The 13356-nt window shown below is 61.5% G+C and carries 13 protein-coding genes; 3 read left to right on the top strand and 10 right to left on the bottom strand.

Annotated features, from left to right (window positions below; translation table 11 throughout):
- Nucleotides 1-17 precede the first annotated feature (17 nt).
- Complete coding sequence (locus tag DMX12_RS00255; RefSeq protein ID WP_110675624.1) at nt 18-653, bottom strand: alpha/beta hydrolase; 636 nt, start codon at nt 651-653, stop codon at nt 18-20.
- A 135-nt stretch (nt 654-788) separates the two neighbouring features.
- On the opposite strand from DMX12_RS00255, the gene DMX12_RS00250 reads away from it, so the two are divergent.
- Nucleotides 789-1226, top strand: a complete 438-nt coding sequence (locus DMX12_RS00250; protein ID WP_009684440.1) for a YhcB family protein — start codon at nt 789-791, stop codon at nt 1224-1226.
- A 229-nt stretch (nt 1227-1455) separates the two neighbouring features.
- Here the strand turns inward: DMX12_RS00250 and DMX12_RS00245 are convergent, their stop codons facing one another.
- Complete coding sequence (locus DMX12_RS00245) at nt 1456-2652, bottom strand: methionine gamma-lyase (RefSeq protein ID WP_110675622.1); 1197 nt, start codon at nt 2650-2652, stop codon at nt 1456-1458.
- Nucleotides 2653-2779: 127 nt separating this feature from the next.
- Here DMX12_RS00245 and DMX12_RS00240 point away from each other — a divergent pair, with 127 nt between their 5' ends.
- Nucleotides 2780-3259 (top strand): Lrp/AsnC family transcriptional regulator, encoded by a 480-nt coding sequence (locus DMX12_RS00240; RefSeq protein WP_009684443.1) that lies wholly within the window; start codon nt 2780-2782, stop codon nt 3257-3259.
- A 97-nt stretch (nt 3260-3356) separates the two neighbouring features.
- Here the strand turns inward: DMX12_RS00240 and cysN are convergent, their stop codons facing one another.
- The 4 genes from cysN to DMX12_RS00220 form a co-directional block, all read right to left on the bottom strand.
- The gene (gene cysN / locus DMX12_RS00235; RefSeq protein WP_009684444.1) at nt 3357-5258 is read right to left on the bottom strand and encodes a sulfate adenylyltransferase subunit CysN; all 1902 of its coding nucleotides are present in this window, start codon (nt 5256-5258) and stop codon (nt 3357-3359) included.
- Nucleotides 5259-5311: 53 nt separating this feature from the next.
- Nucleotides 5312-5653, bottom strand: a complete 342-nt coding sequence (locus DMX12_RS00230) for a four helix bundle protein (RefSeq protein ID WP_110675620.1) — start codon at nt 5651-5653, stop codon at nt 5312-5314.
- A 103-nt stretch (nt 5654-5756) separates the two neighbouring features.
- Nucleotides 5757-6674 (bottom strand): sulfate adenylyltransferase subunit CysD, encoded by a 918-nt coding sequence (gene cysD, locus DMX12_RS00225; protein ID WP_009684445.1) that lies wholly within the window; start codon nt 6672-6674, stop codon nt 5757-5759.
- Between the two features lie 273 nt (nt 6675-6947).
- Nucleotides 6948-7706 carry a Nif3-like dinuclear metal center hexameric protein gene (locus DMX12_RS00220; protein WP_009684446.1) on the bottom strand — a complete coding sequence of 253 codons (759 nt, stop codon included), beginning with the start codon at nt 7704-7706 and terminating at the stop codon, nt 6948-6950.
- A gap of 168 nt (nt 7707-7874) precedes the next feature.
- Here DMX12_RS00220 and algW point away from each other — a divergent pair, with 168 nt between their 5' ends.
- Nucleotides 7875-9035 carry a Do family serine endopeptidase AlgW gene (algW, locus tag DMX12_RS00215; protein ID WP_009684447.1) on the top strand — a complete coding sequence of 387 codons (1161 nt, stop codon included), beginning with the start codon at nt 7875-7877 and terminating at the stop codon, nt 9033-9035.
- A 31-nt stretch (nt 9036-9066) separates the two neighbouring features.
- On the opposite strand, the gene DMX12_RS00210 is transcribed toward algW, so the two are convergent.
- The 4 genes from DMX12_RS00210 to DMX12_RS00195 form a co-directional block, all read right to left on the bottom strand.
- Entirely contained in the window at nt 9067-9831 is a 765-nt protein-coding gene (locus DMX12_RS00210) for an amino acid ABC transporter ATP-binding protein (protein ID WP_003251792.1), read from the bottom strand.
- Between the two features lie 10 nt (nt 9832-9841).
- The gene (locus DMX12_RS00205; protein ID WP_009684448.1) at nt 9842-10939 is read right to left on the bottom strand and encodes an amino acid ABC transporter permease; all 1098 of its coding nucleotides are present in this window, start codon (nt 10937-10939) and stop codon (nt 9842-9844) included.
- 10 nt (nt 10940-10949) lie between these two features.
- Entirely contained in the window at nt 10950-12128 is a 1179-nt protein-coding gene (locus tag DMX12_RS00200) for an amino acid ABC transporter permease (RefSeq protein WP_029887285.1), read from the bottom strand.
- A 67-nt stretch (nt 12129-12195) separates the two neighbouring features.
- A complete protein-coding gene (locus DMX12_RS00195) occupies nt 12196-13224 on the bottom strand; it encodes an amino acid ABC transporter substrate-binding protein (protein ID WP_009684450.1) in 1029 nt (342 codons plus the stop codon).
- Between the last annotated feature and the right edge of the window lie 132 nt (nt 13225-13356).

Below are 13356 nucleotides of genomic sequence, written 5' to 3'. Positions count from 1 at the left end.
GCTTATTCAGGCTTGGCTCAGTTCGAAAGGCGCGGCAGCAGCAGATCCTTGAGATCGGTCAGCTTGCCATGAAAGAAGTGTCCGCATTCTGCCACTTTCAGCAGCTCATGGGGGCGCGACAGGCTGTCGGACCAATCGTAAACCAGCTGCGGCGCGACCACTTCATCGGCCTCCGGCTGCACCACGGTGATCGGGCATTGCTGTGGCAGGGGGAATTCGTCGGTCAGGCGCATTACCGCTGGGGCAATCATGAACAAGTGCTGCAGGCTCACCCCGCCCGCCTCCAGGCGGCCAGCCAGGCTGGTGGCAACGAAGCCGCCGAACGAGAAGCCCATCAGCACCAGCGGCAATTGCGGGTGCTTATCGCGCAGCCAGGCCGCAGCAGCCTCGGCATCGGCCACTTCGCCTGCGCCCATGTCGTGGCTGCCAGCGCTCTGCCCAACGCCCCGGTAGTTGAACCGCAGGGTCACATAGCCGGCGTCACGGACGGTGCGCTGCAGGGTCGAGACCACCTTGTTGAGCATGGTGCCGCCCTGAACCGGGTTGGGGTGGCAGATGAGCACCGCGCCGCGGGCATCGGCTACGTCCAGGTACAAGGCTTCCAACTGGCCACTGGGGCCATCGATGAACAAAGGGGTTTCGCGGACAAGCAAGGCACTACTCCGTGACCTCGGGGTGGGTCGTTTCGTCTAGGTGAGGAATTCTGTTCTGATTTGCGATCGCTCGCGGTATACAGCGCAGGTCTGAGCCGTTAACGTAAAGCAAAGCCGTTTATAGAGGAAGGACTCGTGGAACTCTCGCTCCTTGTTTGGTTGTTGCCGACCTTGGCCCTGGTCATTGGCGTGGTCGTCGGTTTCGTCGTGGCTCGCCTGCTGCCCAATGCCGCGCCCAGCAGCACGCAGCGCCAGCTGGATGAAATGCAGAAACGCTTCGACAACTACCAGAACGAAGTGGTTACCCACTTCAACAGCACTGCAGTACTGGTCAAGAAGCTGACCCAGAGCTACCAGGATGTCCAGGACCACCTGGCCGACGGTGCCAACACCCTGGCGCTGGACGAACTGACCCGCCAGCGCCTGCTGGCCGCCCTGCACTCCGAAGGTGCGCATGGCCCCCGTGATCGCCTGACCCCACCGAAGGACACTGCCGAAGTGCCGCGCGATTATGCGCCAAAAGTGCCGAATTCCCCGGGCATGCTCGACGAGAGCTACGGGCTCAAGCGTTGATTCGCTGAACATGCAGAAGGCCTCGCGAGAGGCCTTTTTTGTGGGCAGCCCAGGTACGCCGAAGCATTTGAAATCTGCGCAATATCTGTGGGAGCGGGCGTGCCCGCGAACACCGGCGTAGCCGGTGCCAGCCACCGCGCTGGATTCTTCGCGGGCACGCCCGCTCCCACAGGACCCTGCTAAATCAATAAGTTATGTACTGTTCTATGGAACGGCCGGCCCAAACAACCTAGCTACAAGCCTGCAATGCCTGCTCGACATCCGCCAGCAGGTCTTCCACATCCTCCAACCCCACCGATAAGCGCACCAACCCCTCCGAGATCCCGTGATGCGCCCGCTCCTCTGGCGTATAGCTGGAATGGGTCATGCTCGCCGGGTGTTGCGCCAACGATTCGGCATCCCCCAGGCTCACCGCCCGGGCAAACAGCTGCAGTGCGTTCATGAACCTGCGCCCGGCCTCGATGCCACCCTTGAGCTCAAAAGCAATCATCCCGCCCGGCAAACGCATCTGCCGCTGCGCCAGCTCGTATTGGGCGAACGATGGCAAGCCCGGGTAGTGGATAAGCTCGACCTGAGGCTGCCGAGCCAGGAACTGCGCCACCTCCAGTGCGTTGGCGCAGTGGCGGTCCATGCGCAGTGCAAGGGTCTTGATCCCGCGCATCAATAAAGCCGCGTCATGCGGGGACAGCACCGCCCCGGTCATGTCTTTCAGCCCTTCCAGACGAATGCGGTCGACCAGCGCCTTGCGCCCCACTACCAACCCCGCGGTGATATCACCATGGCCACTGAGGTACTTGGTCGCGGAATGCACCACCAGGTCCGCCCCCAACGCCAGTGGCCGCTGCAGGTAGGGCGTGCAATAGGTATTGTCGACAACGATATGCAAGTCATGCCCACGGGCCACCTCGGCGACCGCCGCGATATCCACCAGTTGCATGTTGGGGTTGGCTGGCGTTTCAAAGTAGATCATGCGTGTCTTGCGGGTGATGGACGCCCTTAAAGCCTTGACGTCATTGAGGTCGACGTGACGGACCTTCACCCCGAACTGGCCAATGCCGTGATGCAGAAACGCAAAGGTGCACCCATACAAGGTATGCCCCACGATCAGTTCGTCGCCGGGGCGCAGCAGGGTCCAGATTGTCGAGGTAATCGCGCCCATCCCCGACGCCAGCGCCAAGCCTGCCTCACCACCCTCCAGCGAAGCCATGCGCTCCTCCAGCAGCGCCAATGTGGGGTTGGAGATGCGGCTGTAGAAATGCCCTGCCACGTCCCCGGCAAAGCACGCTGCGCCGTGTTCAACAGTGGGAAAAGCATAGGTGGCGGTCTGGAAAACCGGCGGCACCAGCGCGCCACTATGGGACAGCGGGTCGTAGCCGTGGTGGATGGCTCGCGTGGAAAAACCGGTGTTGTTATGGGAGTCGCGCATGGCAACAGCCTCTTGTGGTTTGCTATAAGCTTATGCCACCGAGCTGCCCGAATTTTTCCAAAGTAGCCCACACAGCGGCCTACTTGGTGGAAAGAAAACAACAATCAAACAAGCAGGAGGGCAAAACATGCCTTCGAGCCTCGATCGCACCGACCGCGCCTTGCTGGCCGCCCTGCAGGACAACGCCCGCCTCACCGTTGCCGAACTCGCCGACCAGGTGGCACTGACCACCTCGCCCTGCTGGCGCCGCGTCAAACTGCTGGAGGACAACGGCTACATCACCGGTTACCAGGCCGTGCTCTCGCCCAAGTCACTGGGCTTCGGCGTCACTGCTTTTGTCAGCATCATGATGGACTCGCACACCAAGGACATGGCCCTGGCGTTCGAGCAGCGGCTGATGGAAATTCCCGAAATCGTCGCCTGTCACAACATCTCTGGGCGCTACGACTTTCTGCTGGAGATTCTGGCGAGGGACCTGGAATCGTTCGGCGAATTCACCCGCGAGGTGCTGCAGCGGTTGCCGGGGGTGAAGGAGATCTATTCGAGTTTTTCGTACAAGGCGGTGAAGGAGCGCCGGGTAATTCCTGTATCGGAACACCACATCTGAACGGCAAGCACGCCCCCCCTGGCGCATCACCAGGCGTGAGACAACCTGCACAAAAAAACCCCGCCGAAGCGGGGTTTTTGGTAGTGCAGGCCAGCGCTTAGATCGCACCACGCTGACGCAGTACGTCCAACACCTGTTTAACGCCTTCGTCCACGCTGGTGGCCTGGGTGTCGATCACCAGGTCGGCATCCAGTGGCACATCGAACGGGAAGCTTTCACCCGGGATGTTGTCGCCACCGGCAGCGTACAGGCCCTGTGGGTCACGCTCGCGGCAAACCAGTGGGGACGCCTGGACGTAAACCGTCACCAGGCGATCCTTGCCGATCAGCGCCTTGGCCTGTTCGCGGCCTTCGGCATCCGGGGCCACGAACGCTGCCAGGGTCAGCATGCCGGCTTCGTTGAACTGGCGCGCCACATGGGCGGCACGGCGCCAGTTTTCGGTGCGGCCAGCGCGGTCCTGCGGCAGGCCCTTGTTCAGGTCATGGCGCAGGTTCTGCCCGTCGAGCACGTACACTGCACGGCCCATGTCGAACAGCTTGCGCTCAACGGCATAGGCCAGGGTGCTCTTGCCGGCGCCAGAAAGGCCACTGAACAGCACGGTGGCTGGCTGCTGACCGAAACGCAGGGCGCGCTCCTCGGTAGACACGTGGGCCTGCTTGCCATGCTGGCCGGTGCTGCCATGCGGCAAGACTGGCTGGGCGATGATCATGCCTGCGCCGACGGTGCCGTTGGTGAGGCGGTCGATGACGATGAACGCACCGGTTGTGCGGTTGCTGTCGTAACCGTCCAGGGCAATGGCGCTGTCCAGGGATACCTTGACGCGGCCAATCTCGTTCAGCTGCAGGGCGCTGGCGGCGTCCTTCTCGAGGGTGTTCACATCAACCTTGTGGGTGATGCTGGCAATCGAGCCCGGCACGTAGCTGGTGGCGCGCTTGATGTCGTACTTTTTGCCCGGGAGCATCGGCTCTTCGGCCATCCACACCAGCATGGCATCGAATTGGTCAGTGACCGGTGGCACGTTGTCGGCATGCACCAGCAGGTCGCCACGGGAGATGTCGATCTCATCTTCCATGGTCAGGGTCACGGCCTGGCCTGGGCCGGCGCTTTCCAGTTCACCTTCATAGGTGACGATGGACTTGACCCGGCTGCTCTTGCCCGACGGCAGCACGACAATTTCGTCGCCCTTGTGCACCACGCCGCTGGCGAGGGTGCCGGCAAAACCGCGGAAGTTCAGGTTCGGCCGGTTGACGTACTGCACCGGGAAACGCAGGTCGGTGAAATTGCGGTCAGCCGACACTTCGACGGTTTCGAGGATTTCCATCAGGGTCGGGCCGGTGTACCACGGCGATTGCTCGCTGTGGTTGACCACGTTGTCACCCTTGAGCGCCGACATCGGCACGAAGTGCAGGCTGCTCGGGGTCAGGTTGATGGCTTCGGCGAACTTCAGGTAGTCCGCCTTGATGGCCTCGAAGACGCCTTCATCGAAGCCCTTCAGGTCCATCTTGTTGACCGCGACCACGATGTGCTTGATGCCCAGCAGCGACGCGATGTAGCTGTGGCGGCGGGTCTGGGTCTGCACGCCATAGCGGGCATCGACCAGGATGATCGCCAGGTCACAGGTGGATGCACCGGTGGCCATGTTGCGGGTGTACTGCTCGTGGCCCGGGGTGTCGGCGATGATGAACTTGCGCTTGGCGGTGGAGAAATAGCGGTAGGCGACATCGATGGTGATGCCCTGCTCACGCTCGGCCTGCAGGCCGTCTACCAGCAGCGCCAGGTCGACCTCTTCGCCGGTGGTGCCAGACTTTTTCGAATCGCGGGTGATGGCCTCGAGGTGGTCCTCGTAGATCATCTTGGAGTCGTGCAACAGGCGCCCGATCAGGGTGCTCTTGCCGTCATCCACGTTGCCGCAGGTGAGGAAACGCAGCAGTTCTTTACGCTCGTGCTGAGCCAGGTAGGCGAGGATGTCCTCGCTGATCAGATCGGATTGATGACTCATTGCATTCAAGCTCCAAGCTGTAAGCTTCAAGCAGCAAGCTTGTCGGCGTACAGCTAGTTAGAAATTTTGTTGATCAACCCAGCAAGCATTCTGGATAGCTCACGGGTTTCAGTTATCCAGTCGTTGGCCAACTCGGCAGGCAAATAACCAATTTCACCGGCGATGATCAGTTGGGTCCGCAGTTCTGCGCAGGAAGCCTTCGCCACGCTCAGGAACCATGCTTTCTCCCGCATTCCTCTGCGCTCCATTCCCTCAGCGATATTGGAGGGGACTGAAACGGCTGCTCGAGTGATTTGGGACCTGAATCCAAAATCCCGACACCCAGCAAATGCCCGATATATCGCAACGGCTAAATTTTTACTTCTCTGCCAAACCAGCAACTTCTCAAAACCCACTGCAGGCACTCCCTGTGCGCCCGCAATGCAGGCGGCAGTCCACAAAAATCAGAAACTACTCGCTCCGCTTCTGTCTTGCAGCTTGCCGCTTGTAACTTGAAGCTTAGAAATAGCCCTGACGTTTCTTGTCTTCCATGGAACCGGCGCCATCGTGGTCGATGACCCGGCCCTGGCGCTCGGAAGTGCGCGTCAGGAGCATTTCCTGAATGATGTCGGTGAGCGTTTCGGCCTCCGACTCGACAGCGCCCGTGAGCGGGTAGCAGCCGAGGGTACGGAAACGCACCTTCTTCTTGACGATGCGGGCTTTCTCTTCCTCGGAGAGGTGTTCGAGGATGCGCTCGTCGTCGATCATGATCAGGGTGCCGTTCTTCTCGATGACTTCACGCTCGGCAGCGAAGTACAGCGGCACGATCGGGATGCCTTCGAGGTAGATGTACTGCCAGATGTCCAGTTCGGTCCAGTTCGACAGCGGGAAGACGCGGATCGACTCACCTTTGTTGACCTTGCCGTTGTACACGTTCCACAGCTCGGGGCGCTGGTTCTTCGGGTCCCAGCGGTGCTTGCTGTCACGGAACGAGTACACACGCTCCTTGGCCCGCGACTTCTCTTCGTCGCGGCGAGCACCACCGAAGGCGGCGTCGAAACCATGCTTGTCCAGCGCCTGTTTCAGGCCCTGGGTCTTCATGATGTCGGTGTGCTTGGAGCTGCCATGGGTGAACGGGTTGATGCCCTGCGCCACACCCTCGGGGTTGACGTGGGTGATCAGCTCCAGGCCCATTTCCTCGACCATCTTGTCGCGGAACCTGTACATCTCCTGGAATTTCCACTGGGTGTCGACGTGCATGACCGGGAACGGCAGCTTGCCCGGGAAAAAGGCCTTGCGCGCCAGGTGCAGCATCACGGCGGAATCCTTGCCGATCGAGTACAGCATCACCGGGTTGTCGAACTCGGCGGCCACCTCGCGGATGATGTGGATGCTTTCCGCCTCCAGCTGTTTCAAGTGCGTCAGTTTGTCGACCATGGCTACTCACGAAAAACGATCTTATGGACGGCCTGCGGGCCGTGTTCGAGCGGATCACTGTATCACAGCGGCTGCTTCTATTTAGGCGGCCAGCTAGATCGAAAAAGTCTAACGATATGACTGGGGGTTAGGCTAATGCCTGCTCAATTAAGCGTTACTGGGGCTGCTTTGCAGCCCTTCGCGGGCACGCCCGCTCCCACTCGTTTGGCGCTGAACTCAAGAAATGCGCGACCCCCTGTGGGAGCGGGCGTGCCCGCGAAGGGGCCAGTCAGGTCAGATCGGGTTCGGGCAATCGATGAACAGGTGTTCCACGGCAAACCGCCGCGCCAGGTAATCACCCAGCGCCTGCACCCCATACCGCTCGGTGGCATGGTGCCCTGCGGCGATGAAGCTGACGCCATTCTCCCGCGCACTGTGGTAGGTCTGCTCCGACGCCTCGCCCGTCAGGTACAGGTCTACCCCGGCGGCAATCGCCGTGTCGATATAGCCCTGCCCGCCCCCGGTGCACCAGCCGACCCGGCGGATCATTTCGTCGCCTTCGACCAGCAGCGGCTCACGCCCCAGCACCTCCTGCACGCGCCGGGCAAAATCGCGGGCGGTCACCGGTTCGGCCAACGAACCCACCAGCCCGACCACCTTGGGGTTCTCCGGGTCAAGCGGCCCTTCGACGGTAATCTCCAGTTGCCGCGCCAGCTGCACGTTGTTGCCCACCTCAGGGTGTACATCCAGCGGCAAGTGGAATGCCAGCAGGCTGATGTCGTTGTTCAGCAAGGTTTTCAGGCGGCGCTGGCGGATGCCGGTGATGCAGGGGTTTTCGCCCTTCCAGAAGTAGCCGTGGTGCACCAGCACCAGGTCGGCTTCGGCCTCGACCGCGGCATCCAGCAACGCCTGGCTGGCGGTGACACCGCTGACGATACGGCTGACCTGCGGCCGGCCTTCGACCTGCAGGCCATTGGGGCAGTAGTCCTGGATCCTGGCGCTGCCCAGGTAACGCTCGGCTTCTTCAACCAGGGTGTTTAGCGCGACGGCCATGAAAATCTCCTCAAAAACTGCACACTCCCCAGGCGCAACGCACAGGGAACGCCCGTATAATGCCGGCCATTATGGGCCGTCGCCGGCACTGGGGGAACCGGTGTATGATCGCGCGCGCTCATGCCCCACCGCGCGGCCACTGGCTCCCGCTCTTTTCAGGACTCGTTCATGTTCAAGGCTTTGCGTTACTTTGGCTGGCCACTGCTTACCGGCGTATTGATCGCCGTGCTGATCATCCAGCGGTTTCCGGAATGGGTCGGCCTGCCCAGCCAGGACGTCAACCTGCAGCAGGCACCGCAGACCACGAAGATCATGCAGGGCCCGGTGTCATACGCCGACGCCGTGACCCTCGCGGCCCCGGCGGTGGTCAACCTGTACACCACCAAGGTGGTCAACAAGAGCGCCCACCCGCTGTTCGAAGACCCGCAGTTCCGCCGCTTCTTCGGCGACAACCTGCCCAAGCAGCGCCGCTGGGAATCGAGCCTGGGCTCGGCAGTGATCATGAGCCCCGAGGGCTATCTGCTGACCAACAACCACGTCACCAGTGGCGCCGACCAGATCGTGGTGGCCTTGAAGGATGGCCGCGAGACCCTGGCCCGGGTCATTGGCAGCGACCCGGAGACCGACCTGGCGGTATTGAAGATCGACCTGAAGAACCTGCCCGCCATCACCATCGGCCGCTCCGACACCATCCATATCGGTGACGTGACGCTGGCCATCGGCAACCCGTTCGGCGTTGGCCAGACCGTGACCATGGGCATCATCAGCGCCACCGGCCGCAACCAGTTGGGCCTGAACAACTACGAAGACTTCATCCAGACCGACGCCGCGATCAACCCGGGCAACTCCGGTGGTGCGCTGGTCGATGCCAACGGCAACCTGGTCGGCATCAACACGGCCATTTTCTCCAAGTCTGGTGGCTCGCAGGGCATTGGCTTCGCCATCCCGGTCAAGCTGGCACTGGAGGTGATGAAGTCGATTGTCGAGCATGGCCAGGTGATCCGCGGCTGGCTGGGTATCGAAGTGCAGCCACTGAGCCAGGAACTGGCCGAGTCGTTCGGCATGAAGGACCGCCCAGGCATCGTGGTTGCAGGCATCTTCCGCGAAGGGCCGGCGGCCAAGGCCGGGCTGCAGCTGGGTGACGTGATCTTGAGCATCAACGGCGAACCGGCAGGTGACGGGCGCAAGTCGATGAACCAGGTGGCGCGGATCAAACCGAACGAAAAGATCACCATCGAGGTGATGCGTAACGGGCAGCAGCTCAAACTGGTGGCCGAGGTGGGGCTGCGGCCGCCACCGGCACCCGCTGCCCCACAAGAAGAGAAGTAAACATCGGGGCCGCTTTGCGGCCCCGGCTGTATCAATGCAGGATCTGGCTGAGGAACAACTTGGTCCGGTCGCTGCGTGGCCGGTCGAAGAAGTCATCCGGTGCCGCCTGCTCGACGATTTCACCTTTATCCATGAAGATCACCCGGTTGGCCACGGTGCGGGCAAAGCCCATCTCGTGGGTCACGCAGAGCATGGTCATGCCATCTTCGGCCAGACCCACCATGGTATCGAGCACTTCCTTGACCATCTCCGGGTCCAGGGCCGAAGTGGGTTCGTCGAACAGCATGATTTTCGGCTTCATGCACAACGCCCGGGCAATCGCCACGCGCTGCTGCTGGCCACCAGACAACTGCCCCGGGTACTTGTGCGCCTGTTCCGGGATACGTACCCGCTCCAGGTAATGCATGGCAATCTCTTCGGCCTTGCGGCGCGGCATCTTGCGCACCCACATCGGCGCCAAGGTGCAGTTCTCCAGAATGCTCAGGTGCGGGAACAGGTTGAAGTGCTGGAACACCATGCCCACTTCACGGCGGATCGCCTCGATCTGCTTGAGGTCGTTGGTCAGCTCCACGCCATCGACCACGATGCGCCCCTGCTGGTGCTCTTCCAGGCGGTTGAGGCAACGGATGGTGGTGGACTTGCCCGAGCCGGACGGCCCGCACAGCACGATACGCTCGCCCTGGCGAACATTGAGGTTGATGTCCTTGAGCACATGGAACTGACCGTACCACTTGTTCACACCCTGCATCTGGATGATCCCTTCGGGGCCGGCAGGCTGCTTGATCGCTTCACTCATTTCGAAACTCCTAACGCTTGTGGCCAGTGTCCAGCTTGCGCTCCAGGTGCATGGAGTAGCGGGACATACCGAAACAGAAAATCCAGAACACCAGGGCGGCGAAAACGTAGCCCTCGGTAGCCATACCCAGCCAGGCCGGGTCGGCGGCGGCTTGCTTGACACTGTTCAGCAGGTCGAACAGGCCGATGATGATCACCAGGCTGGTGTCCTTGAACAGGGCAATGAAGGTGTTGACGATGCCAGGGATCACCAGCTTGAGCGCCTGCGGCAGGATCACCAGGCCCATCGCCCGCCAGTACCCCAGGCCCATGGCTGCCGCCGCTTCGTACTGGCCCTTGGGGATGGCTTGCAGGCCACCGCGCACCACTTCGGCGACATAGGCCGACTGGAACAGGATCACGCCGATCATCGCCCGCAGCAGCTTGTCGAAGCTCATGCCCTCAGGCAGGAACAACGGCAGCATCACCGAAGACATGAACAGCACGGTGATCAGCGGCACGCCGCGCCAGAACTCGATGAAGGTCACGCACACCACCTTCACCGCCGGCATCCTCGAACGCCGCCCCAAGGCCAGCAGAATGCCCAGGGGCAAGGCGCCGACGATGCCCACGGTGGCGATCACCAAGGTCAGCATCAGCCCGCCCCACTGGCTGGTGGACACGTTGCTCAGGCCCAGCAGGCCACCGTGCAACAAGGTGTAGGCCAGCAGCGGGTAAAGCACCAGGAAGCCCAGGCCATAGAGGGCCTTGCGCGGGAAGCGCTTGATGAACAACGGCGCTGCGCCAAGCACCGCCAGCCATACCGTCAGGTCGACCCGCCAGCGCAGCTCGACGGGGTAGTAGCCGTACATGAACTGGCCGAAGCGCTGCTGCACGAACACCCAGCAGGCGCCGTCCTTGGTGCAGTCGGCGCGGGTGGTGCCAACCCAGTTGGCGTCGATCAGTGCCCACTGCAACAGCGGTGGCACGATCAGCCAGATCAGGTAGAGGGCAAACAGGGTCAACAGGGTGTTCAACCAGCTGGAGAACAGGTTGGTACGCATCCATGCGAGTACGCCGACGGTTTTCACCGGTGGCGGCATATCGGGTTTGAAAACATGGGCATTCACAGGCGTATCCTCACCGCTCGATCAGCGCAATGCGCTTGTTGTACCAGTTCATCAGCAGCGAAATGCTGATGCTGATGGCGAGATAGACACTCATGGTGATGGCGATCACCTCGATGGCCTGGCCGGTCTGGTTGAGCACGGTACCGGCGAACAGCGAGACCATCTCCGGGTAGCCGATACCGGCCGCCAGCGACGAGTTCTTCGCCAGGTTCAGGTACTGGCTGGTCAGTGGCGGAATGATCACCCGCAAGGCCTGGGGGATGATCACCTTGCGCAAGGTTGGCCCTTCGCGCAGCCCCAGCGAGCGCGCCGCCTCGGTCTGGCCATGGCTGACCGAACGGATGCCCGAGCGCACGATCTCGGCGATGAAGGCGGCGGTATAGATCGTCAGCGCCAGGGTCAGCGCCAGCAGTTCGGGGATCAGCACCCAGCCACCGACGAAGTTGAAGCCCTTGAGCTGCGGTGCCTCCCACGTGACCGGGCTGCCGAACAGCAGCACGCTCAGGCCTGGAATGACCAGCAACAGCGCCAGCGCGGCCCAGAACTTGTGGAACGGTACACCGGTCTCGTCAAAGCGTTTGTTGGCCAGGCGCACCATCAGCCAGACCGCCCCGACCGCCACCGCCAACGCCGCGACAAATGGCCAGAAACCATCCGCCATGGAGGCACCAGGCATGTTCAGGCCACGGTTGCTGATGAAGAACAGGTCGTTGAGGTTGATGCTGCCCCGCGGTCCCGGCAGGGTCAGGAACACGGCGAAGTACCAGAACAGGATCTGCAGCAGCGGCGGGATGTTGCGGAAGGTCTCCACGTACACCGTCGCCAGCTTGTTGATCATCCAGTTCGGCGACAAGCGTGCCACACCGATGATGAAACCCAGGATGGTCGCCAGGATGACGCCAATGAAGGTGACCAGCAGGGTGTTGAGCAGGCCGATGACGAACACCCGTGCATAGCTGTCCGATTCCACATAGGGGATCAGGTGCTGGGCGATGCCGAAGCCGGCACTGCGATCGAGGAAGTCGAAGCCCGAGGTGATACCCCGGTGTTGCAGGTTGGTTTGCGTATTGTGAAACAGGTACCAGCCCAGACCGACCACGAAAACGATGGTGAGAATCTGGAACAGCCACGCGCGCACACGTGGATCGCTCAGGGATAAACCCTTTTGTGCGCCAATATGATTTTGCATGAAGTGCCCCGGGAAATAGGGATTCGAACAACCTGCGGCGGCCGGATGCCGCCGCAGGGTGCAGCCATCAGCGCACAGGTGGCGCGTACTGGATGCCGCCGTTGTTCCACAGGGCGTTCATGCCACGGTCGATCTTCAGGTCGGTACCTTGGCCCAGGTTCTTCTCGAACACTTCGCCGTAGTTGCCGACTTGCTTGACGATCTGCACTACCCAGTCTTTGGGCAGCTTGAGGTCCTTGCCGTACTCGCCGTCCGCACCCAGCAAGCGGGCCACGTCAGGGTTCTTGGTAGCTTTGGCTTCCGCCTCGACGTTCTTCGAGGTGATGCCCGCCTCTTCGGCGTTGAGCATGGCGAACAGGGTCCACTTGACGATACTGAACCAGTCTTCGTCGCCTTTGCGCACCACCGGGCCGAGTGGCTCCTTGGAGATGGTTTCCGGCAGCACCACATATTCGGTCGGTGCGGCCAGCTTGGAGCGCTGGGCAAACAGCTGCGACTTGTCGGACGTCAACACATCGCAACGGCCGGACTCCAGCGACTTGGCGCTTTCGTCAGAGGTATCGAAGGTGATCGGGGTGTACTTCAGGCCATTGGCCCGGAAGAAGTCCGAGACGTTCAGTTCGGTGGTAGTCCCTGCCTGGATGCAGATGGTCGCGCCATCGAGCTCCTTGGCACTGGAAACACCGAGCTTCTTGTTGACCAGGAAACCGACGCCGTCATAGTAGGTGACACCGGTGAACACCAGGCCCATGCCGGCATCGCGCGAGCTGGTCCAGGTGGTGTTGCGCGACAGCACGTCAACTTCGCCCGATTGCAGGGCCGTGAAGCGTTCCTTGGCGTTGAGCTGGCTGAACTTGACCTTGTTGGCGTCGCCGAACACGGCAGCGGCCACGGCGCGGCAGACATCGGCGTCGATACCGATGATCTTGCCTTGTGCATCAGGTACCGAGAAGCCTGGAAGACCGTCGCTCACGCCACACTGGACGAAGCCCTTCTTCTTTACCGCATCAAGGGTGGCGCCGGCCTGGGCATTGCTCACGGCGCCCAGCGCGGCGGCAGCGGTGAGGACTGCCAGGGTGGTTTTCAACACTTTCATTCACAACCTCCAAATCGCTCTTGTTGTATCGAGCCGGAATTGCACCGCACCCTTTTGAGGCATGTCCGACCCGTATTGGCTAGTTATTGGGTCAATTGGCGCAATGGGCTGTTCTATGACAGCCTTCGCGTA

It is taken from the genome of Pseudomonas sp. MB-090624 (assembly GCF_003205245.1).
In the GTDB taxonomy this organism is placed as follows: Bacteria; Pseudomonadota; Gammaproteobacteria; order Pseudomonadales; family Pseudomonadaceae; genus Aquipseudomonas; species Aquipseudomonas juntendi.
Note: the sequence above shows the minus strand (reverse complement) of the source record. Positions and strands in the feature narration are given on the sequence as shown.

Excerpts from the sequence above, each read along its gene's own strand:
- DMX12_RS00245 (WP_110675622.1), bottom strand. The coding sequence starts at position 2,652 with ATGCGCGACTCCCATAACAACACCGGTTTTTCCACGCGAGCCATCCAC.
- DMX12_RS00240 (WP_009684443.1), top strand. The coding sequence starts at position 2,780 with ATGCCTTCGAGCCTCGATCGCACCGACCGCGCCTTGCTGGCCGCCCTG.
- cysN (WP_009684444.1), bottom strand. The coding sequence starts at position 5,258 with ATGAGTCATCAATCCGATCTGATCAGCGAGGACATCCTCGCCTACCTG.
- cysD (WP_009684445.1), bottom strand. The coding sequence starts at position 6,674 with ATGGTCGACAAACTGACGCACTTGAAACAGCTGGAGGCGGAAAGCATC.
- DMX12_RS00220 (WP_009684446.1), bottom strand. The coding sequence starts at position 7,706 with ATGGCCGTCGCGCTAAACACCCTGGTTGAAGAAGCCGAGCGTTACCTG.
- algW (WP_009684447.1), top strand. The coding sequence starts at position 7,875 with ATGTTCAAGGCTTTGCGTTACTTTGGCTGGCCACTGCTTACCGGCGTA.
- DMX12_RS00210 (WP_003251792.1), bottom strand. The coding sequence starts at position 9,831 with ATGAGTGAAGCGATCAAGCAGCCTGCCGGCCCCGAAGGGATCATCCAG.
- DMX12_RS00200 (WP_029887285.1), bottom strand. The coding sequence starts at position 12,128 with ATGCAAAATCATATTGGCGCACAAAAGGGTTTATCCCTGAGCGATCCA.
- DMX12_RS00195 (WP_009684450.1), bottom strand. The coding sequence starts at position 13,224 with ATGAAAGTGTTGAAAACCACCCTGGCAGTCCTCACCGCTGCCGCCGCG.